The organism is Aliiglaciecola sp., from assembly GCF_039982535.1.
Taxonomy (GTDB): Bacteria; Pseudomonadota; Gammaproteobacteria; order Enterobacterales; family Alteromonadaceae; genus Aliiglaciecola.
The window spans coordinates 92,188-114,861 of the sequence record NZ_JBDWYG010000015.1 but is presented as its reverse complement, the minus strand read 5'-3'; the positions used below and the strand labels follow the sequence as shown (position 1 = coordinate 114,861).

General features: G+C 37.5%; 16 protein-coding genes and 1 pseudogene. 14 read left to right on the top strand and 3 right to left on the bottom strand.

The annotated features are described in order from the left end of the window. The 12 genes from ABJV04_RS02930 to ABJV04_RS02875 all read left to right on the top strand — a co-directional run. Positions 1 to 421 (top strand): tyrosine-type recombinase/integrase (locus tag ABJV04_RS02930; RefSeq protein ID WP_348489689.1); only part of this gene is annotated, 421 nt, incomplete at its 5' end. Then, positions 418 to 1,254, top strand: coding sequence for a hypothetical protein (locus ABJV04_RS02925; RefSeq protein WP_348489687.1), 837 nt, complete (start codon positions 418 to 420; stop codon positions 1,252 to 1,254). The genes ABJV04_RS02930 and ABJV04_RS02925, both read left to right, overlap by 4 nt. A 2,719-nt stretch (positions 1,255 to 3,973) precedes the next feature. Continuing rightward, positions 3,974 to 4,507 (top strand): hypothetical protein, encoded by a 534-nt coding sequence (locus tag ABJV04_RS02920; RefSeq protein ID WP_348489686.1) that lies wholly within the window; start codon positions 3,974 to 3,976, stop codon positions 4,505 to 4,507. Positions 4,508 to 5,387: 880 nt separating this feature from the next. Beyond that, positions 5,388 to 5,645, top strand: coding sequence for a hypothetical protein (locus tag ABJV04_RS02915; RefSeq protein WP_348110131.1), 258 nt, complete (start codon positions 5,388 to 5,390; stop codon positions 5,643 to 5,645). Positions 5,646 to 6,031: 386 nt separating this feature from the next. Continuing rightward, a complete protein-coding gene (locus ABJV04_RS02910; protein ID WP_348489684.1) occupies positions 6,032 to 6,217 on the top strand; it encodes a helix-turn-helix domain-containing protein in 186 nt (61 codons plus the stop codon). After that, positions 6,217 to 7,794, top strand: coding sequence for a class I SAM-dependent DNA methyltransferase (locus ABJV04_RS02905; RefSeq protein ID WP_348489683.1), 1,578 nt, complete (start codon positions 6,217 to 6,219; stop codon positions 7,792 to 7,794). The genes ABJV04_RS02910 and ABJV04_RS02905 overlap by 1 nt, the downstream gene beginning before the upstream one ends. After that, positions 7,778 to 9,028, top strand: coding sequence for a restriction endonuclease subunit S (locus ABJV04_RS02900; RefSeq protein ID WP_348489681.1), 1,251 nt, complete (start codon positions 7,778 to 7,780; stop codon positions 9,026 to 9,028). Before ABJV04_RS02905 ends, ABJV04_RS02900 begins: the two co-directional genes overlap by 17 nt. A 63-nt stretch (positions 9,029 to 9,091) precedes the next feature. Then, positions 9,092 to 9,571: a dual specificity protein phosphatase family protein gene (locus ABJV04_RS02895; RefSeq protein WP_348489679.1), complete on the top strand. Its 480-nt coding sequence runs from the start codon at positions 9,092 to 9,094 to the stop codon at positions 9,569 to 9,571. 7 nt (positions 9,572 to 9,578) lie between these two features. After that, positions 9,579 to 12,833, top strand: coding sequence for an HsdR family type I site-specific deoxyribonuclease (locus tag ABJV04_RS02890; protein WP_348489696.1), 3,255 nt, complete (start codon positions 9,579 to 9,581; stop codon positions 12,831 to 12,833). Positions 12,834 to 12,850: 17 nt separating this feature from the next. Further along, a complete protein-coding gene (locus ABJV04_RS02885; protein WP_348489678.1) occupies positions 12,851 to 13,660 on the top strand; it encodes a Hachiman antiphage defense system protein HamA in 810 nt (269 codons plus the stop codon). Further along, positions 13,653 to 14,312 (top strand): hypothetical protein, encoded by a 660-nt coding sequence (locus tag ABJV04_RS02880; RefSeq protein WP_348489676.1) that lies wholly within the window; start codon positions 13,653 to 13,655, stop codon positions 14,310 to 14,312. The genes ABJV04_RS02885 and ABJV04_RS02880 overlap by 8 nt, the downstream gene beginning before the upstream one ends. Before the next feature lie 54 nt (positions 14,313 to 14,366). Next, entirely contained in the window at positions 14,367 to 16,127 is a 1,761-nt protein-coding gene (locus tag ABJV04_RS02875) for a hypothetical protein (protein WP_348489674.1), read from the top strand. A 146-nt stretch (positions 16,128 to 16,273) separates the two neighbouring features. Here ABJV04_RS02875 and ABJV04_RS02870 read toward each other — a convergent pair whose 3' ends face one another. Then, on the bottom strand, positions 16,274 to 17,770 hold the full coding sequence (locus tag ABJV04_RS02870; RefSeq protein WP_348489673.1) for a TIR domain-containing anti-phage reverse transcriptase: 1,497 nt from the start codon (positions 17,768 to 17,770) through the stop codon (positions 16,274 to 16,276). A 1,070-nt stretch (positions 17,771 to 18,840) separates the two neighbouring features. Between ABJV04_RS02870 and ABJV04_RS02865 the strand changes: the two genes are divergently transcribed. Both ABJV04_RS02865 and ABJV04_RS02860 read left to right on the top strand, forming a co-directional pair. After that, on the top strand, positions 18,841 to 19,029 hold the full coding sequence (locus ABJV04_RS02865) for a hypothetical protein (RefSeq protein WP_348489672.1): 189 nt from the start codon (positions 18,841 to 18,843) through the stop codon (positions 19,027 to 19,029). 511 nt (positions 19,030 to 19,540) lie between these two features. Continuing rightward, on the top strand, positions 19,541 to 20,365 hold the full coding sequence (locus ABJV04_RS02860; RefSeq protein WP_348489671.1) for a hypothetical protein: 825 nt from the start codon (positions 19,541 to 19,543) through the stop codon (positions 20,363 to 20,365). A gap of 51 nt (positions 20,366 to 20,416) precedes the next feature. Here the strand turns inward: ABJV04_RS02860 and ABJV04_RS02855 are convergent. After that, positions 20,417 to 21,378: pseudogene (locus ABJV04_RS02855) on the bottom strand (IS481 family transposase). Positions 21,379 to 21,593: 215 nt separating this feature from the next. Continuing rightward, on the bottom strand, positions 21,594 to 22,673 hold the full coding sequence (locus ABJV04_RS02850; protein WP_348489669.1) for a hypothetical protein: 1,080 nt from the start codon (positions 22,671 to 22,673) through the stop codon (positions 21,594 to 21,596). Between the last annotated feature and the right edge of the window lies 1 nt (position 22,674).

Sequence of the window (22,674 nt, the reverse complement as noted above, 5' to 3'; positions counted from 1 at the left end):
CAATGAGTCTATTGTTGATGGTGTATTAGGGAAGACAAAAAGTACCTATTCTGATCGATTTGTCGAGATGTCAGATCAAGTTCATGATTCACTAATGCGTATCTTTAAAGACGCTAAAAATAGTGAATTTGTATTTAGCAGAAATGGTAAACCACTCACACAAAGTTACATCACGCAATGCGTTTGGTACCCATTGCTCAAGCAACTCAACATACCAAGACGCAGGCCTTATACAAGCCGTCATACCGCAGCATCTATTTGGCTAGGATCTGGCGAAAATCCTGAATGGATTGCGCGTCAACTAGGGCATAAAAACAGTGAGATATTGTTTAATTACTACAGTAACTACATTCCAAATTTAACTCGCTCAGATGGTGAGCAAGCAAATACGTACATTAATAAAATTGAGGTGAATCTATGAAGTATTACTCTAACCAACTACCCGTAAAAATGTTTCAAAAATACAGCTGTATTAAGGGCGTATATCGAATTTTGGATGCAGTTCACTTTGACCTTTTAAGTGGCTTTTTTTATGAATTAACTCTTACTGATGGGCAAAGCAATATCAAGATTTGTACAGCTTGTGAAAGCATAGAAAGATTAGATTTTTCTGTTGGTGCTTTTGCTTTTATCGAAGCTGTGAGGGGGGCCGGTGGGCATTGGAAAATAAGGGAGTGCCGACTTGTAACTAGTGAAGTTGCGTTAAAGTCACTCGGGTTTGTTTTTGATAGCGAACGATACATTAGAGCACGGATGCAAAACACCAGTGAGCTATTGGATGAAGTACATTCTGAGCAACTAACTGAGTTAATATTAGTCGCGAAGAAGCGTCTGTTGGTGAGAGTAGAGCAGGGAGTTTTATTCGATGCATGGTTAAAATCCTCAATTAACCGGTTTCTATCAAACATAGTTTGCATTGACTTTAGGTCACAAATAGAGCGCGATTATGCAATCGTTTTTGGCTTGGTTTACTCTCTTTTTATTAACTGTGTAGGTCCGTCGAAGCGTTTCGATATGCGAGTAAAGGAGGACCTAACATTTCTTGAATTGGGAGAAGAAGTGGAGTTATTTTTAGACCGCCATCTACCAGATTTAAGTTCTATTTTCAAAGAGATCATATACAAAACGGATCCACTTGTTTCTGTCATGGGCGACCTGAAAGAAGTTGAATATATTAAAGCTATACAAGTTGTTGCATGTCAGGAAGTGCAGTGTTTTGGGAAGACTCTTGTAGGGAATTTGGAAGCTGCTTAAGTTTTAAATCTTCGTCGATTGTGAATGGATATGTGATGTTTTTTAACAAAGCCAGTTACTATAATTTAGGTGGTTTTAGGCATGTAATATCGCTAATCTATACTGAAATTTCATTGCGTTTTTTGGATTCATTTTATGGTGAAAATTAATCCAAAAGTGGGTTGGTGACTGGTTTTTGAGGTGGTTAACTTAGCTTGATATCAGCTATGATAGAGCAAATTAATGGCATTTACAGTGCTCATTTATACTTATGAAAGTAAACGATTAGGTGATTAGATGACAAAGCTTAATATAGAAATAATCGCGACTGACGACGAGCCTTTTAGCCTTCTAACAAGACTTGCAAAAGCAAAGTTTAGAGCGAGCGATGTATATACTTTAAGTGGAACCGATACACTCGGCATCGATGATGGCTTGAATGATATTCGTGCATTAATCAATGACAACATAATCGAGTTCTATTATAGATACGACAAAGACCGCAATAAATATGAGTCTTCGATACTTGATTTTTGTCGGCATAATAACTTAACAATACGATTCTGCAACTCGGGGAAAAAGTGACGAATGTGAGGTCGAAAAGTATCTGAATTAACGCCAAATAGAAATCTGTGGTTTGGAGTGCGCTTTGTTCCAAACGATAACTTTATTTGCGTGCTTTAAATACCTGTAACTACTATTTTTAAGTAGCGATAAGTCGCTAGAATAGGGTATTAAATGTGTTGTTATAGCAATCAAAACAGAGTGTTATATTGCATTATAAATGATGACTTTTATCTACCAGAAAGTGCTCAGAACTTTCCCAAAAATGTCGTGAAAATGGGTGGTGAACTTGACAATTACATGCCTTTTATTCGCACCAAAAGACTAAGTTTTTATGTGGATTTAATTGCGTTTGACATACTTAAGTCTAGAGCGAATATCCTCCGTGTAAACAACTCTGAGCATTCAATTGAATTTAGTATGTTACGAGTAAAATTTAAGAGCAATAGTTAAGCAAGGCTTTTAATAGACTTTGCACTGACAAACATAATGTTCAAAAGAAAAGAATTTACTGCTTTAAAAATGCAACTTTTATAATAGCTATTTTTACGCCTTGTTTGTTCATTTTAGCAATATGGCTCCTCATTTCACTAAAAGCGTTACCACTGAAATAGTTACTAGGGGCATTTTAAATCCTCCTCCCCCCGTTACCACTTAAATTATTTTTTAAGTGGTAACGCATTTCAAAATTTAAGTGGTAACGCATAAAATTTTAAGTGGTAACGTTTTTTAAGGTTCAGTGGTAACGCACTAAAAAATTAAGTGGTAACGCATTATCTAGCATTACGTTAGACTTTAATTTGGATTGAGGCGCGGAGGTAGTAGTTGATGATGGCTTCTACTGGCATTGATGCTTCTTGCGCAAAAAAAGAAGCGTTACCTAGTTTCAATATGTGAAAAAAATTGCAGATAAATACCGCTACTTTTAGCAAAAAATAAGTATCAACTGCCACTTGGTTTCGATAATACAGCGACGTTTAATAACGTAAACAATACAGCTTATTTGATCGCAATAAAAAACTACAAAATTTAAGGCCTTCTCGAATAGCAATTGATGCATTGCTTTTAACAAACAAAAATGACTTTAAGAGGTTTATCTCAAACTGTGAACTGGATCACCATTAGAAAGGGAGTCTGACGGCATTATTGCGATAGGCAAAGGACATTTAAAAAACGGCGCAGAGGTTTAGTCGCCTGCCACACTCAAACTAGATATTTATGTTCGCTGGATTTGCGATTTATCAAGCGTTAAACAATGTAGCTGACTGTATCGAAGTTTTTCCTCATGCTACAGCGAAAATACTGGGAACGACGGGCAAACATAAAGCGAAATAAAATCAGGCTCATGTGCAACTGCATGCAATGAGCAAATATACTAGGTGGCCGACCTCAGAAAGCGAGTGGCGCACTGTCAAAGACATTTGAAGTGGTGACCTACACGACAAGGTAGGTCCTTACGGTGCTGCCTGGGTAGCTAGTTTGAATGTTGAGCACCGTGTAGTGCTTGGTAAACCTGCAATAAATGATGCAATTTATTTACCTCGCTTAGATGGCCTATACACTTTTGAAATTACACCTTTATAGATCGACAATAAAGTGAATGCCTTAAAGCTAACTAGTGAGCCCATTTCTGAGCCCAAAAGTGAGCCCATTAAAAAGTACAAGTTAAATAGCGATAATGTGATAAATCACAGTAAAGTTTGTGCGGCTTGCGGCTAACACACATTTAGACGTAGGCCATTGGGTTGGGATAATATTTAGTAGTTTAACGGTTGAAAAAGCGGATATGAAGACGCAGGAATTCAAAGATAAATTTCTTTAAACATTAATCAGTCTTTGCTGATGACTTTTACTTCTGTATTTCAACCGATACCATAGATGTACTCAAAGATTGATTTGTAATTTACCAATGTCTAACTAGCCTAACAAATTTCACAAATAAGAGAGCAGGGAATACGCGTGAAGGAAAAAGAAAAAATTGCATTGTTTATAGATACAGACAATGCGTCCGCGGCCAAAATTGAAACGATTCTTCCAGAGTTGGCACCTTACGGTTCGAGATAAATGTAAAACAAAGTCTTAATGATCATGCAATTTACGAGTATGTTTGCTTTATTAGAGTTTTGTTATATCTTTTAATGGAACCAATTATATTTCACATAAAGGGAGTTTTTCAATGCTTAAGGATATAGTTAAGGCTGTAATAACCGCAGCTATACTCGGATTAGGTGCGATTTTATGGAACTTGTTTACCAATGGTGGGCTTGTTAAAGCCCTCGGTGGTGTTTCTAATCATGAGTTTATTACTTACAAGAAAAAATCAGAAAAAGATGTTCTTGATCTTTACTTTCCAGAAAACACCATACTTATTTTAGATGATTCTAAAGGTTGTCCGAGTGGATGGGATGATATTGGGAATACATTAAAAGGACGTATGATTGTTGCTGCCGTTGACGATGGTACTGACGTGTATAATTTTAGGAATACCGGTGGTGAACCTAGTCACACATTGACGATCAAAGAAATGCCTAAACACAATCATGAGATGACAGGTCTTTATTATAGAGATGCGAATGGTTCAAGTACAAGTCGGGTGAATTATGATCCTGCGAATAAAAATGGTAAATGGCCAACAGGTAGTGCTGGAGAGGGCGAACCTCACAACAATATGCCCCCGTATGTAGCAATGTATTTCTGTAAGAAAGCATAATTAGAGCTTTAACGACATTGGAAGGAATTCGTGTGATTAGTGCAAATCTGATGAAATTGCTACTCACAGCACATTGCTGCCCCTAACTAAACCACTTGTTGTTAAGACAACTAGTTTCACTAAATAAGGGGCACACCTTAGGCAAGAATTAGCATATCTAAATTTAAAAACGGGCTCTATGATGTCGCTCGTCTGTACTTAAGCTGTTAGTGCAAGCAATTCATCCATTTAGGAAAATAAGAAAACGACATAGGAAGTATTGGTGATTTGTTATTCATCACATTCCTTTAAAATTGCTCAATAGATCAGTCTATGCAGATTAGCGTATTGCTTAAGTTCTGAAGATATCTGCTGCTATAGAAATCTATATTTAACTTGCTAATCAGTGAGCTGTAACCAGCACTTTGAGTATTGATTGCGATCGTGAGAGTCAAGCATCTAGAGACTTTGAGACAAATATCAAAATATCATCTGCTCAATTGAGACAAATATATAGCGCTATCTATATCTCATTGGTTAGTAACTTTCCTTCCTCTGAAAAGAGGTTGTTTAGGCAAAACTTAAGCCTTTTCAAAATGATAATCGTAAAATTCAAAGTGATAAACTTTACTGCTCCTTGCAGAAAATCCACTAAATCAAAAACCCTCTTGCAGCGTATCTCTGCGTAAAAGCTTTGTTTACACAGCTGTAACGAACAAACCGTAAAATAAAAGTGTAGTTTTACAGTGCTTTTTGCCTACTCGATGCAAATATCGCTATTTCATGCTGATTAAAGTTGCAGGTGGGATAAGTTAATTAATAGTTGATTCAATAAAACAATCCGTTTTAATCGAAGCAACTAGTTAAAAAAGACTTAATCTTAATTCCAAAGGATGGAAAAATGAAAGAAATTAACGATATAAAAGCAGTTCTTACAGAGCACCGCTATTGCCATTCATCAGAGCTACTTGCGCAAGCCTTAGCATCTGCTTGCAACAGGCGTTACACCGTAAATTTGCTAACGCTAAGCGAGGTGCTTGACGAGTATAATCAGGACTTAGTCAAAGGCTTGATCAACATCAACTATCGCTTTTTACCTGATTTAAAAGCTCACGAGGAGGCTTTGCAGTGGCTAAAAAAAGAAAAGTTTATCAAGTGAACGCTTTATTTAAATGCTCTTAAGTGCACTCACTGAGTGCTCAATTGTGAAGCATCGTAAGTGCAGTCCATCACAGATCCGTTATCATTAACGTCACAACGGGTCTGTGATCTTTTTCTGATGCTAAATAATGTGAGAGTTGAATAGTAAGTAGTTTATCAAGACCATTATATAGTGAGTGAAATAGCATTTTAATAATTATTAGCTATTGATAAATCCTTGCAAAGAAAGGGCTATAGCAAATTCTATACATATCAAAATATCAAAATATCAAAATATCAAAATATAGAGATAGATATCGCTACGTTGATATCTCAAACCACCACTTCTTGTTTATTCCTCTATTTTCCCATATTCTCTCATGTAGCATTTTGGTGGGTATAAAAATGACCGACGAAATTATGACTTTGAAAGAGGTGGCTGACTATCTCAAGTTAGCAGAGAAAACCGCATATCGACTAGCCGCTGAAGGCAAATTGCCCGGATTTAAAGTGGGTGGTAGTTGGCGGTTTAAACGTGAAGATATTCTCAATTGGATTGAAGAAAGTAAGAATCTTAGGAAGCGACACTAATGGCAACAAAGACAGTAGCGAATAAAAAGCAAAAAAGTTTCGAAGAAGTATTGTGGGACAGCGCCAATAAATTGCGTGGTAGTGTTGAATCGTCTGAATACAAACACATCGTTTTAAGTCTAATTTTCCTTAAGTTTGTTAGTGATACGTTCGAACAGCATAAGCAAAAGCTAATCGATAACGGTCAAGAGAAATATGTCGATTTGGTTCAAGCATACACCAAAGAGAACGTCTTTTATTTACCAGAAGAAAGTCGTTGGAGCTATGTGCAGAAAAATGCCAAACAAGAAGACGTGGCGCTTAAAATTGATACGGCGTTGAGTACTATCGAGAAAACGAACAAGGCTCTTCAAGGCGCACTACCAGATAACTATTTTTCTCGTTTAGGGCTAGATGTAAGCAAGCTTTCTGCTTTGCTTGATGTAATTAACAACATCGACACGCTGGCTAATCCACACCAAGACATAGTTGGTCGTGTATACGAATATTTTCTGGCTAAATTTGCGATTGCAGAAGGTAAAGGCAAAGGCGAGTTCTACACCCCCAAAAGCATAGTTAACCTTATTGCAGAATTAATTGAGCCTTACAAAGGTAAGATCTATGATCCTTGTTGCGGATCAGGCGGTATGTTTGTTCAATCAATGAAATTCATAGAAAACCATAAAGGCAATACCAAAGACATTTCAGTTTACGGACAAGAATACACTGGTGCAACATACAAGCTGGCGAAAATGAATCTCGCCATTCGGGGCATTTCAGCCAACCTTGGTGCAGCCGCAAAAGACACCTTTGCTAATGACCAGCATGAAACACTTAAAGCCGATTTTATAATGGCAAATCCGCCCTTCAATCAAAAAGATTGGCGTGCGTCTGACGAGCTAACAAATGATCATCGTTGGGACGGCTACGAAACACCACAAACAGGCAATGCTAACTATGGTTGGATATTGCATATGGTTTCGAAGCTTTCCCAAAATGGGGTTGCTGGCTTTATTCTATCAAATGGTGCGTTGTCAGGGGATGGAACAGAAAAAGCAATTCGTAAAAAGCTTGTCGAAAACAACCTTGTTGAAGCGATTATCATCTTGCCTCGAAATATGTTCTATACCACAGATATCAGCGTTACCTTGTGGATTTTAAACAAAAATAAAAAAGCACATACCGTTCCTCACGAAGATACCACTCGTCACTATCGTGATCGTGAAGAAGAAGTCTTATTTATGGATTTGCGTCAGCGGGGTGAACCGTTCGAGAAGAAGTATCTACAATTCTCTGAGCAAGATATTAAGGACTTTGCAGATACACTTCATACTTGGCAACAAGTTGGTGCTGATGAGCATTACCAAGATATAGCTGAATACTGCTACTCAGCAACAAAAGAAGAAATAGCCGCTAAAGATTTTTCACTCGTTCCAAGTAAATATATCGAGTTTACGAACAGAGATGAAAATATCGATTTTGAAGCTAAAATGCACAGACTAAAAAATGATTTTAGCGAACTTTTAGTTCAAGAAGAGCAGTCAAAAAATGACTTGTTAAATGTATTTAAAGAGCTGGGCTATGAGATCAAATTATAAAAAGTTAGGCCAGTTTATCGAAGATGTTTCTGTCAAAAACAAAGCTCTAGAAGTCGAATTGTTACTTGGTGTTAGTATTACTAAGCGTTTTATCGCCTCGATCGCCAACACTGTTGGCACAGATATGTCGAAGTATAAAATTGTAAAACGCCATCAGTTTGCTTATGGGCCTGTTACTTCTAGAAATGGCGAAAAAATCTCTGTAGCTCTTCTTGAAGAAAAACAATGTATTGTTTCAACTTCGTACACTGTGTTTGATATTGTCGATACTGAGCAGCTTGATCCAGAATACTTGATGATGTGGTTCAGACGTTCTGAGTTTGACCGATATGCCCGATATATGTCACATGGGACAGTGCGAGAATTATTTGGCTGGCAAGAAATGTGTGATGTTGAACTACCAGTCCCATCTATCGAAAAACAGCGTGAAATTGTGCGTGAATACAATGTAGTGAATGACCGTATTTCACTAAACGAACAGCTAACTAAAAAGCTAGAAGATACCGCTCAAACCATTTACAAACAGTGGTTTGTTGATTTTGAGTTTCCGATCTCTAAAGAATATGCAGAATCAATTGGTAAGCCTGAACTAGAAGGAAAGCCTTACAAGTCTTCAGGTGGGGAGATAGAATACAATGAATCTTTAGAGCGTGGTACTCCGAAAGCATGGGGGGCAGTACCGATAAAAAGTTTTACCAAAGAAATGAAAAGTGGTGGTACGCCTAAAAGAAATGTTGAAGATTATTGGAATTCAAAAGATATCCCCTGGCTTAAAACGGGAGAGGTGGCGAACTGTGTCATTACCGATGCTGAGGAATATATTTCAGAGTTAGGGCTGAAGGAAAGTTCGGCTAAAGTTTACCCCCAAAATACAGTTTTAATGGCGATGTACGGTGACGGGAAGACTAAAGGTCAAGTTGGCTTTTTAAGAGTAGAAGCTGCAACAAATCAGGCCTGTTGTTCTATGCAGTGTAAAGATATTAAAGATGCTAGCTTCCTCTACTATTATTTGCGATTTAACTACCAAGAAATAGTCCGTAGTGCTATTGGCGGAGCGCAAGAAAACCTAAGTAAGGGCTTGATTGAAAAAATCAATATCCTCAAGGTGGAAAAGGATATTATTAATAGCTTACCTTTTGTCCAGTTCATCAACTTTAGCGAAAATTACGTGAAAGAGAATAGGACTTTGAAACAACTTCGATCTGTTATTTTGCAAAAGATGTCAAAGATATGACTGATTTGTAGTCTGAATTTGTCGATGGATTGAGTCAGCTCACAAATAAAGGAGAGTAGGTAAATGCATAAGATTGGCGACTGGAACATATTTGTAGGAACTAAAGAAGAGTATCAATTAGCAGTCAGCGAAGGGATGAAAATTGTCTGTGCTCTGAATAGAACTAATGGATATGTTACTCATCAATCCGTTGTTGGTTGGTCAGGAAGAGGTTGCAATAAAGACAATCCTTGTTACCTGTTTAAGCAGACAGATGATGCCATTTATCTCAATATGATAGATGGTGATAACCCAGCATATGTCAGTGACGATATGATTAACCCTGCTCTTGAGTTTATTAAGTCTGCATTGAAGAACCAAGAGAAGGTGTTTATCTATTGTAGTTTAGGGGAATCTAGAAGCCCCTCTATCGCACTGATGTACTTACTAGAAAATGGCTTACTTGCTCCTGAAAATGCGGTAACAGAGTTTAAATCACTCTACTACAACAATTACTTACCCAAGCGTGGAAATTTAGAATATATCAAAAATCGTTGGCTTTAAAATGACTATGAAATTCACAGAAGAAAGGCTAGAACAAGCCATCATTGAACTGCTAGGGAAGGAAGGCTACCCACATACTTGTAGTGAGGCAATTGAGAGAGCACCTGAAGGTGTGCTGATTAAGTCCGATCTTCGTGAATTTCTAGCCAAACGTTACCAAGATGAAGGCATTACAGCCTATGAGATAGATCAGATCATTCATAAGCTTGAGTATCTTCCAGCCTCGGATCTCTACGAGACCAACAAAGCGATTATGAAGTTTGTCTCTGATGGCTTTTTGCTTAAGCGTGAAGATGTCAGCCAAAAAGATATGTACATTCAGCTTATCGACTTTGACAGTGTTACATCAACTCTTCTCATTGAGACACAAGAACAGCTAAAGGTCGCTGAACCAAGTTTGGGTTACTCACCTAAGCAAGATAGCAATATATATCGCATCGTCAACCAAATGGAAATACAAGGCTATGAGCTACGTATTCCTGATGGCATATTATACATCAATGGTTTACCGCTTGTAGTGTTTGAATTTAAGAGTGCCATTAGAGAAGAAGCGACCATCTTTGATGCTTATAAGCAGTTAACTACTCGGTATGACCGTGATATTCCAGAGCTATTCAAATACAACGTGCTGTGTGTAATTAGTGATGGCGTGAACACTAAGATGGGGTCGTATTTTGCGCCCTATGAGTTCTATTATTCTTGGCGTAAAATTACGGGTGAAGAGAAGCTGGATAAAGACGGCATTGATTCACTGTTTACGATGATTAGCGGCTTGTTTAACAAGAAACGACTCACTGATGTGATACGTCACTTTATCTACTTACCTGATACCTCAAGTAAACAAGAAAAGATCGTTTGTCGTTATCCTCAGTATTATGCAGCAACAAAGCTTTTTGCCAATATCAAGCAACATATGAAGTGCTTTGATGAGCACGGTAAGTTGGTGAGTGGTGATCCTCTTCGTGACGGCAAGGGTGGTACGTATTTCGGTGCGACTGGTTGTGGTAAGAGTTACACAATGTTGTTCTTATCTCGTCTACTGATGAAAGATGTCGAATTGGGTAGCCCAACCATAATTCTCATCACTGACCGTACCGATCTGGATGATCAGCTTTCAGGTCAATTCACCAATGCAAAAGGTTACGTGGGTGATCAAAACATCATTAGTGTAGAGAGCCGTGCTGAACTTCGTGAACACCTGAAGGGGCGTAAAAGTGGTGGTGTATTCCTGACTACCATCCATAAATTTACTGAAGCTTTGGAGTTGCTGACGGAGCGAACCAACGTCATTTGTATCTCGGATGAAGCGCACCGTAGCCAAACCAATTTAGAACAAAAAATTACCGTTACTGAAGACGGAGTGAAAAAGACTTACGGCTTTGCTAAGTATCTTCACGATTCTTTACCAAACGCTACTTATGTCGGCTTTACTGGCACACCAATTGATGCAACGCTGGATGTATTTGGTGCTGTTGTAGATAGCTACACAATGACAGAATCGGTTTACGATGAAATTACTGTTCGTATTGTGTATGAAGGCCGAGCAGCAAAAGTGCTACTTGATGGTCGCCAGCTTGACGAAGTCGAAAAATACTATAAAGAGTGTGAAGAAGCAGGAACAAACGAATATCAAATAGATAAAAGCAAAACGGCTATGGCGAGTATGTCTACCATACTAGGCGACCCTGATCGTATCAAAGCCATAGCGAGAGACTTTGTTGAGCATTATGAGAACCGTGTTGAGGAGGGCACGACTCAAAAAGGCAAAGCAATGTTCGTTTGTAGCAGTCGTGAAATCGCTTATCAGTTCTATAACAAACTGCTTAAGCTTCGTCCTGAGTGGGATGAAGTAAAAGTTTGTGAAGACGGTGCAACCCTATCAGAAAGTGATAAGAAGAAAGTAAAGCCGATGGAACGAGTCAAGATGATCATGACTCGTAACAAAGACGATGATAAGGCGCTATGGAACAAACTCGGTAACAAAGAGTACCGTAAAGAGCTGGATCGTCAGTTTAAAAATGGTAAATCGAACTTCAAAATCGCTATTGTTGTAGATATGTGGTTAACGGGCTTCGATGTGCCGTTCCTCGATACCATCTACATTGATAAGCCATTGCAAAAGCACAATCTGATTCAAACCATTTCGAGAGTAAACCGCAAGTTTGAGGGCAAAGAAAACGGTTTAGTGGTCGATTACATTGGCATTAAAAAACAAATGAACCTTGCGCTGTCTCAATATACGGGTGGGCAAAAACAAGACATGGAAGATATTAAACAGTCTGTGATTGTGGTGAAAGATCACCTTAGTTTACTGGACGGCTTGTTCCATAAATTTGATGCAAAACCTTACTTCACTGGAAAACCCCTTGAGCAATTACATTGCTTAAACGCTTCTGCGGATTTTGCACTTCGAACTACAAAGTTTGAGAAAACCTTTATGGATTTAGCAAAGCGCTTGAAATCTGCTTATGACATTTGTGTTGGGAGTAGTGAGCTTACCCAAGCTCACAAAGACAAAATTCACTACTACTTAGCAGTGCGAACCATTGTGTTCAAGATTACCACTGGCGGTGCCCCAGACGTAGAGCAAATGAATAGAAAAGTCCGTGACTTGGTTAAGGATGCGCTGATCAGTGATGGCGTTGAAGAAATCTTCAAACTTGGCGACAACACCGACTGTGAAATTGATATTTTTGATGAAGATTATCTTGCTAAGTTAGAGATGGTGAAACAACCCAATACCAAGCTTCAATTGCTTCAGCAAATGCTCGCCAAGGCGATTGGCGAGTTTAAAAAGACCAATAAAGTGAAAGGTGTCGATTTTTCTAAAAAGATGAATATGTTGGTTGAGAAATACAACGAACGTGAAGAAAAAGATGTACTTCGCTCTGAGGTCATCACTGATTTTTCCGATGAAATTATTAATCTCTATAACGAACTTCGTGAAGAAATGGCTTCGTTTGGAGAAATGGGAATAGATTTTGAAGAAAAAGCGTTTTACGACATTCTGATCTCATTAGCTCAAAAGTATGACTTTACTTACCCAGAAGAGAAATTAACGGATTTGTCTAAGGAAGTGAAAAAAGTCATTGATGATAAAGCTAAATACACTGACTGGAATAAGCGAGATGATATTAAAGCTGAGTTGCACTTTGACCTGATTATTTTGCTTGATGAGTGGGGATACCCACCGATAGATCGCGATGAAGTGTATAAAGAAATTTTTGAGCAGGCCGAGAATTTTAAGCGTTACGCTGCATAGATAATGGAGTTTGTCTGTTGAAACAAATTAATGGATTAAAAATTAGCAATGGCGATGGGTATTTCACATGTCATATTATGGGGTTAACTGACGAGTTTAAGGAATGTATTCGTCAGCATCTGCAAAACATATGTCATGGAAACGCTTTAGCATCAAGAGGATTGAACGGACAAACATACTCAAGAACTCTAAAGGCGTTTCAAGATAGATATGGTCCTAAAACCGAAAATATTAAGAAAGGAATGATTGGTGAGCTTTTAACGCACGTAATCATTTTTGAATTGTTTGACGATTTTTATGTTGTATCACCATACTTTAATATGGAAGAAAAAAGTCAAAGAAAGGGGTTTGATTTAATACTTGCTGAAACAAACGGCGAAGAAGTCTGGATTACTGAAGTTAAGTCAGGCGCTTTGAATCAAGCTGGTTGTCCAAATAAATCAACAGCCGCATTTTTAAAAACTGCTAAAAGCGATTTAAACCGAAGATTAAATGAAAGTGAAATGACGTTCTGGCAAAACGCCATATACTCTACAAATAATTCGATTCTAGACTGTAAAGACTACAAGGATGTAATAATTGGTATTTTAGATGATGAGTTAGTGGCCGCCGCCGAAGGACAAGCGCAATCTAAGGACAATAATGTAATCTTGGTATCAGTTCTGTATTCTGATACGGCTAATTCATTTGATTCAAATACAACGAATAGAACGAGTATTGATATTGAAAAAGAAGGGATATTTAAGCGGGTTATTAGCCTTTCTATACAAAAAAGCACTTTCGAAAAAGTAGCGGAATTTTTGTTTGAGGAGGAATTTAATGGCTAAACCTTCCGCTCCTAAACAATTAACGCTAAGAAGGCTACTAAATACAGATTTTAGCACCTTATATCAAAAACTTTTACTTGAAGACCGCTTAGAAAAGAATGAATATTTAAAGCTACTATCAATATCTATAGTGCTTGCAAACCAAGATGAGCTTTTACTAAAGCAGTTGGCATACAGGATAATTTTAAAATATAGTATAAATTCAATGGATTATGCCCCCTTATATGATTTTGCATTAAATCATGGGTTAATACCTTTAGCAAAATTATTGGAACAGGTTGAAGATAGCCCAATAAGGCGAACGAAATCGACTTTTATAACCGAGTTTAGTTCAAGTTATGTTGATTCTTTTAAAGATAATGAAATTTACAGGACTGAGCAGCAGCTAGTGTTGAACGATTTTGTTGAAAGCAACAAAGATAGTTCGATTTATATAGTAGCGCCTACTTCCTATGGAAAGTCAGACCTGATTATTAGCAGTTTAGGAGAAAGTGAGAGGAAAGTCTGTATATTAGTGCCCTCAAAATCTTTACTTTCTCAAACTAAGAAACGCATTCTTGATTCAAATATGAAGGGGCTTGATGTCATTGTTACACACCCTGAAATGTATGATGAAAATCCAAATTCCCGAGTGTTTTTACTAACACAATAAAGGCTGTCAAGGCTTCTAACTGCTCATCAGGACTTGAGTTTCGATGTCGTATTTGTGGATGAAGCTCATAACCTTCTATCCAAAGACCGACGAAACCACTTGTTGGCTTCAGTTATTACTATTTTAAATCATAGAAATTCAAGTCTAGCCGTAAAATACTTAACACCTTTTATAAACGATATAAAAAATATTGGGCTTAAGTTTAATCCATCGCCTGACTTGAGCTTTTTTATTGACGAATATGTAAAGACAGAGTTCTTTTATTTGGCTGACTTTAGAAGCGGAAATGTGGAGTCATATTTATATGACCAATTTACAAACTGTTTTATTGAAAGAAAGGCCAGCGCTAATAATCATTTAGACTATGTTTTTGAAAATTCCGTAAGTAAGAACATTATTTATTTTAATAAACCAACAGATATTGAATTATTTATAAAAGAAATTATTCCCAGCTTACCTGAGATTCAAAGTGATGAACTTAAATTGGCAGTTGATGAATTATCCGAATTATTCGATCCTGACTACCTATTGATTAATAGTTTAAAACGAGGTTTAGCTTACCACCACGGTTCGATGACAGAATCAGTTAGAAATTATGTTGAGTACTTATTTAGGGAATGTACTGATTTAAAATTTCTAGTTTCAAGTTCAACTCTTCTAGAAGGAATAAATATGCCTATCGAGCGTTTGTTCTTGCTCTGTACCAAGAAAGGCATAGGTAACTTAAGCGCCTCCCATTTCAAAAATTTAGTCGGTAGAGTTAATAGGTTTTCAGAGATATTTAATGAACCAAACTCAAAAAGTGTGACAAAGCTGAAGCCAGAAGTTCATATTGTCGGCACAGATAAGTATTCTCCAAGTAACGCAAACTATCAAGCGTTCTTAGAAAACAGAGTTAATGTTAGTAAAGAGTCAAAAGATGATCCGAAAAATGTTTTGCTTGATGTTGTCGAAATTGATGAAGGTAATCAGGAAGAGTATACCGATGCAGTAACGAGATTAGAGAATTTAGAAAATGGTATTGTAGATGATTACAAGAGCCGTTATGTATCAACATTGATAGGAAAATTGCTAATTGCTAACAGTGTAACGGAAATAAATATCTTTGATAACGAAGGCGAAATATCAGAATTTATTGACAATATTGCAGAAAACTCAATTTCTAGTTCAAATCAATTGATAGGTATTATATACGATGCGTTTATCTCATATATAGATGATTCTTTAGTTGAGTCCCCATTGATCAGACTTAGAAATAAAGAAGCGCAAATGTTTTATTCTATGTTGTTAGATTGGAAGATTGAAAATAAACCATTTAAGTTGATGATTAGACTGTTCATTAATTATTGGGACGACTTGTTTAAAAGGATGCCTGATTTTCAAATATATGTTGGCAAGTGGGGAGATGAGACTAAACACTCAGGAGGGCATAGAGCTCACTATACGAGAGTTGGAAATAAAACTAGAGCGGAAAAAGTAAATTTGGCAATAGTTAGAATTAAGGAAGAAGAAGACTTTTTAGAGCATGAGCTGCTTAGGTTTATTGAAATCCTAAACGATCTTAATAAGCTAGATGTGGAATTTTATAAAATGGTTAAGTACGGATCAACGAATGAGCAAATAATTAAACTTATAAAAATTGGATTTTCTAAAAGTGTTGCTGAACTAATTCTAGCTAAGTACTCACAATTTATATCCAATGTTCCAAATTCACATTCAGTTAAAATAAATAATTTGATATTGGATGAAATGATGCAGCGAGGTGAGAGTTTGTTACAGCAGTTAGAGGTAAGAATGAATGTATCAGGAGGTTAATCCATTTTTATCTTTAAATGGTTATTTCAGAGTTGATTTTTTAACGGTTATAAAATTTCCAAACAAGCATTAATTTTATTAGTGTGTTAAGGATGAAATTTTGCCAAGTTAGTGTCTATGTCGGGACTAGTGCAGGTTTATCCCGCTCAAGACAGCATTTCTTTAATCTTTGTAGTCACGTCATCTGCATTATTTTCCCACTGTAAATAAATCTTATCTTCAAGAAGACTTAAAGGAGATAGATCTGGTTTTCCTACAATAAGTGGCAAGATTTTTTGTTTTTCTGCTAGTTCTCTTGCGAGTGCAGCATTCAGCTCTTTCATTGGCCATTTTTTACCAACTGAGTCTTCAGATAAAACTGCGAGCACAAATTTTGATTGTCCTAATGCATGATTGATTTTCTCAGTGAGTGAATCACCCCAGCCCATATTAACCTCGTCTAGAAAAGCTACTACTCCTGCTTTAGTTAAGGCTTCGTAGATAGGACGAACAACATCTTCTTTATCTTCACTTGCATGGGAGATAAAAACATCAAACTTTTCATGCATCAATTTTGTCCTTTGTATAAATTTAGGTGGATCGGTATCAAGCTTTGCCGCTTGTAAACAGAGATTCATATACAGATCATCCTCACCACCACGGACCATTTTAACAAACGCAATTTTTCCGTAAACAACGTTTTTGAAATAAGTGCCATCCATATCTTTGGGATCTATATCCGGCGGATTCGATGCATATTTCAAGATTAACTCTTGTTCAGCATTTTTAAGACCGTGTTTAGACCAAGAATGGAGCATAGCGCGAATATTGCGTATGTAAGATCGTTTCACATTAGGGAATTCATTTACGGTTAAACCAGTAACATCCTGTCTCACTGATCTAATTTGAAGCCTAACCTTATCATAGTTAATTTCAAAACCTGCTGATTGAATGGTTTCAACTAATAGGTTGCCCAGTGATACTTTATTGGTAATTGGGTTGTCTCCATCCCAAGTTGCCAAAGACCTAGGAAAACTTTTTTGGCTTGTAGAGAATGTAATATCATCAGCATAGCGCGTATAAGTTGCTTTATAGCGCTTTGCTAAAGCAGTTAGTTTTTTATCTAAATCTGCTGCAATGAAGTTTGATAATACGGGTGAGACTGGGGAGCCTTGAAACAGCAAACCATCATGCGTACAGATTTGAGCAACGACAGAGGCCGCATTTTCACTCATGCTAAAAGGGTAGCCCATGAAAAGACCACGTACTCTACCAAAATGAATTGTTGTGAAAAAATCAGTTAGATCTATATTTAAAACGTATCGCTTTTTTCGGTGAGCATGGGCATTCGACACTATGGATTTATGAGGAACAAATCCGTGAACGCACGCCTTTGTCCGATATAGACTGCATAGAATAGGTTTAAGTTTATTAAGCAGTATTCTTTTGCTGCCTAAAGGAGCTTTAATAGCTCGTTGTCCAGATGTTTTCTTTGGTATTAAGAACGTTTTAACATGCTTGTCCGGATTTTCTTTATAGAGGATGTAAAGAAGTTGTCCTATTGGAACTTCTAATAAGTCAGCCACGTCCTGCGGTGACTTAAGTGCTTGCACTTGTTCGATACATTCATCTAAACTTTTAGATAATTCTGGTTTAAGAGACATTAAAATTGCTTTCTTCTATCGTACATTATGCGATACGCCGATCAGCTTAGGGGTCATATCAGGATACGACACGTAATACTCAGAGGGCGTAATAAGGAACGTTTTATTTTTCTGCCGCAGTATCAACAGCAAATATAGAAAGAAGAAAGCTAACATCATTATGTTTGATTAATCCGTTAAGTCAATATCAAGATACAAATATCTATGATTAACAATGTGATTTTCCGCATTATAACCTGAATGACAACTTATTTCTAACAGCCACTATTGTTGCTAGAACATTCTATCGCTCTTGTGATTGTTTGTTGACAGTTGTGCGTCGCTTTGTGAAAGTTCATTGAACAATACGCGTAGCTATGAGCTTCCCCCTGATATCGTAGACACTCAGTTATCAGTTCGTTTGCATGCATGGCAACTGCCACTAATCGCAATAGCAATTGCATTTTCTGCTATGAAAATCATGGTTATCAAAACTTCTACTAAGGTGGATTTTGGCATTACTTCATGTCTTGTCTCTGAGGCCTGAAATAATTGTTAAAATTTGGGGCTCTTTCGATTAAATATCTAAAGGATAGTCTTTATTGTTGTAGTTTACGCAAAAAGTGAGTTCTTATGTCATCAGTAGCACGATAACTTAAACTTCAATCAATATCGAACTATCATTGGTTCAATTATCCTATCTTCCGTACAGCTCAAGCTGTTATGGGGCTTGAGCTATTTTCACTGTGTAGTAAGAGTGTCAAGACCCGGCAACGAAGTTGCCGTCCACGCTATAATATTTTCTTTTCACGCGCTTTAGCGCGAGCATTTGTATACGTCATCAACATGCTTGGCAAACTCTCAAATCGCCCAGGATTTGTTAAACTGGGATTCAGGACAAAAACACCACCGCCTCGATTAACCATCAAATTTAGCCTGCAATATTCTGACAGGAAATTATTCACACTCTTGAGGTTTGATTTTCCCCGATATCGTAGACACTCAGGTAGCCTCTGAATATGTATTTTCATATTCGTCAGGGGCACATGATTAATATGGCTATGTAGTCTTGTCGTATTATAAAACCATCAATGCGGCAGGAATTCTTTGAAAACTGCCATATAGACTCAGGCGTTCGATTAAAAGCGTTACTTGGAGAAGCACACTGCTTTGTATTCACTTTTACTCAAAAGTTTAAAGGTGATGAAAAAGGCAACTATCTGATTTTATTGGAACCCCACGATATTATTGTTATCTCTGACGAAGCCCCTAGAAATTAATATGACTCTCTAGTCATGAATCTGCATAATACTGCTTTCATGGCATTTACAGGTACACCATTGCTTGCAGGCGAAGCAAAAAACGAGAGGCATTTGGTGACTAAGTCAGTATTTTAATTTTTTTGATGCGGTTGTTGATGGCGCAACACTACCTTTATGTTACGACTGAGTGTCGTCTAATTTTTAATCAAACATCACGGTTGTTTTGATAAACATATAAATAATTTAAATTCTGTTGTCACTTAGTCGGTTTTTGTTAAATTATCACTGATATTAGTCTAACTATATGTTTTTAAATGATATTTTATTTTGAGAAGTAAAATGAATGATTGACAAATTATCATAGTGAAAAAAAATAGTTAATCATTTATTTTACAATGACTTAGCTCGTATTTTAAGGGTTGCAATCTGCGTTGTCGGAGTTATGATTACCTAACACACACAAGAACTAATAGCCGGTTAGTTATCATTTGATAGCTGGTCGATAACAATCATTTTTTGTGAGGTAGTTATGCAAACTGTAAATAATTTTAGTCAGTTAAATTTTCGCGGTGATAAGTCAGCTCTAGCTGATTTTTTGGAAGTGCCTGTTTCAGACGTTGTGCGCTGGAGCAATGAGGGGTGGTATGTAGAAGACTTTAAGATATTTTCGTCAGAACAAGATACCCCCCAATACGTACTGGCGAATAATGCTTTTTATAGTGATAAAGAGTTTCCGCTTTATTACGACGATAATGCTCCTGATCAATCTAAGCCAAGTCTAGTTTTCGATATTAGAACCGGTGAGGTTTATGTTGAATATGTCTATGGCTGCCCGGGGGTATTCTTTCGTACAAAGTTTTGCTTCCGTTTATCTAAGGAGCTTTCGCCAGAGGACATATCACTTTTGATAGATCGAAACTTAGATAAATTCCAAAAGATCTTGAATGGATCGTCTGTTGAATATAATGGTAGTGAGTTTGTCGGACGTTATAGCTCTGAGGCTGAGTCTTGGGTTGAATCTTTACGAGAGTCGCTGATTAATGTCGAGCCATCAGAAGATTTCTTAATTCATGAAGATTTTGATAGTTTTCTTGAGTCTGACCCGTTCGGTAAGAAATACAACGCAACTTGTTTAAGCGATATAGTGCGTCATCTCAATATTGAAATTGAGAGCAATTCGTATGAGAGATGCTCGGATGATTTAAAGAATGATCCAGAAAGTGCAATTATCAGTTATTACAATTGGTTGCTGACAGATTGTATACTAAAACCCAACGATGAAGTACCTGATTGGGTATTTGAAATCGAGGAATTATCCTATTTTAAGAAGTCACAAATTACTCTTGAGGTTTAGTAGCTCAGACTTAATCTGACAGTTACCCGCTTTTCAAATGGTGCTGTCAGTTTAGATTTGAGCTAAATTTTTATCCGCCCAAACCGATTTCCCATCGAGTAATGTTTCCATTGGCGTTCTGCCACAACACATTTTACCCATATGAGTTCGTTAGTTATAGGTTTCGATCCACTCGTCTAGATCTTTTTGAAGTTCCTCCATCGTCGAGTACAGTTTTTTACGGAATGTGACCTGATAGAATTCGTTTAGAATGGTCTTGTGAAAGCGCTCACAGTACCCATTGGTTTGGGGTGACATTGCCTTCGTCTTGGTATGGTCAATATTCGCAGCATTGGAAGCTCTTGGCGTTCGAAGAACGGCAAGACTTTATCGTTGAGGATATTAGCAGCGGTAATTGGTGTTTTGGTGGTGTAGAGCTTAGCAAACGCGACTTTGCTGTAGGTATCCACGAATGTCTGCTGGTAGATCCTGCCTACGCCTTTAAGGTTGCCAACGTAGAAAGTGTCTTGAGAACCAAGGTAGCCAGGATGCTCAGTTTCAATCTCTCCACAAGCCTCGTCATCTTGCTTTTTCTTTTCAAGTGCAGCGACCTGAGCATCAGTCAGAATGATCCCATCATTGGCGACTTTTTCTTCCAGTGCCTTTAGGCGCTTTTTGAAGCTTTCGAGGTTATGTCTTAACCAGATTGAACGAACACCACTGCCTGAAACAAACACACCGACTTTACGTAATTCATTGCTGGTTCGATGCTGGCCGTAAGCTGGGAATTCAATAGCAGACTCCAAAACCGTTTTCTCAGTTTGTTCGTCGACTCGGTTCTTTAGATTTGGAGTTCTTCGGCTACGATTGATGAGTGATTCAATACCACCATCCTCAACCAGCTCTTGATATCGATAAAAAGTATCGCGTGAAACGCCCATTACTTTACACGCTTTTGATACGTTTCCGAGTTCCTCAGCTAAATTAAGTAAACCCGCTTTGTGTTTAATGATTGGATTGTTAGTATGCAACATGAGAGTTACCTTGTTGTTTTGATTAAAAGGTTCGACACCTTTATCAAAACGGGTAACTCTCTCTTTTTCAAGAAGAAATGTCAGATTAAGTCGAGACTAATTCATATTAATATTCTGAATTCCATAAATGTCCTTACTAGGCTTTGCAACATTATTGGGATACCACATCCGCCGATATCATGCGAAATACGAATAAATGTTATTTTGCTATGATATTAAAAGTATTTTTTGTACTTTTTGTACTTCTCTTTCTTATCACCAAAGAGGTCTAAAAGGTCTACATTTACAAAAATACTGTTTGCACCATGTGAGCGATGCACCATTCCAATTGAATAGGTACTGTCAAAATGAAGCGTAATACCAGTACCTACTGACTTTGCATCAGCTCTGTCGTTATAAATACTTGTTATGGAAAAACCTAAGCCTTTTTTCCACCAATTCATTCCCACCCATTCAATCGCGACGCTAACATCATCTCGATTACCTTTTTCAAGGTTGTGCACATGTTCGATTACGAGAGTAGGGTGAAGCAAAATCACTTGTGTCGGAGGTGGACCCACTAACTTTTCGCCTGAGAAGTGTTCATGGTGCCACCTAGCGGTAGCAATCGCCTCCCATGGGAACTGATAGCGACTTTCATCAATATACGTTTGCCATGCACTGACCAGTCTATTGTGTTTAGCTAGGTTTTGGCCTGTTAGTGCTTTTTTGAATGAGAAAAAAGCGGGTTCAATAGCCGCGTTTAATTGTTTGGTAGCGTCAAGGCAGTTATCAGCCATATCGACTTTTTTACATTCATTGTGGATAGCACTTGTGACCTCTAAAGCAAAATCGTTTTGATGGTTAGGAGGTAACTCAAATCGGATTTGGTCTTTAATGATATCGCCATTGCTTTTGACATAGCCTGCATTAAAATTGACTGCTAACTTACTCACATAATCGGTATCTTCACCAACATTTAAAAGCTGTTTGGACCACTGTTCAGTGATAGCTTCAACGCCATTAAATTTGTTATCTGGAAATGTTTCCAGAACCCCCTCTTTAGCTAAACTAGCGAATGTCGATATCACTAATTTTAACTCCCCAACCTCGTCTTCTGTAATCCTTAAAGACCCCAAGCAGAGTGATTTTGACGTCATCACAGCTTGTTTTTGTAGATCTTTTAAATGTGTTTCGTTTAAGGGAGCAGAGATAATATCGTATTCGCAGGATATGCTGTTGTCTTGATTATCTGCGTATGCACTAGGTGATATAAACCCTAACGTGAAAAGTAAAACCTGTATCCAATGTCTCATG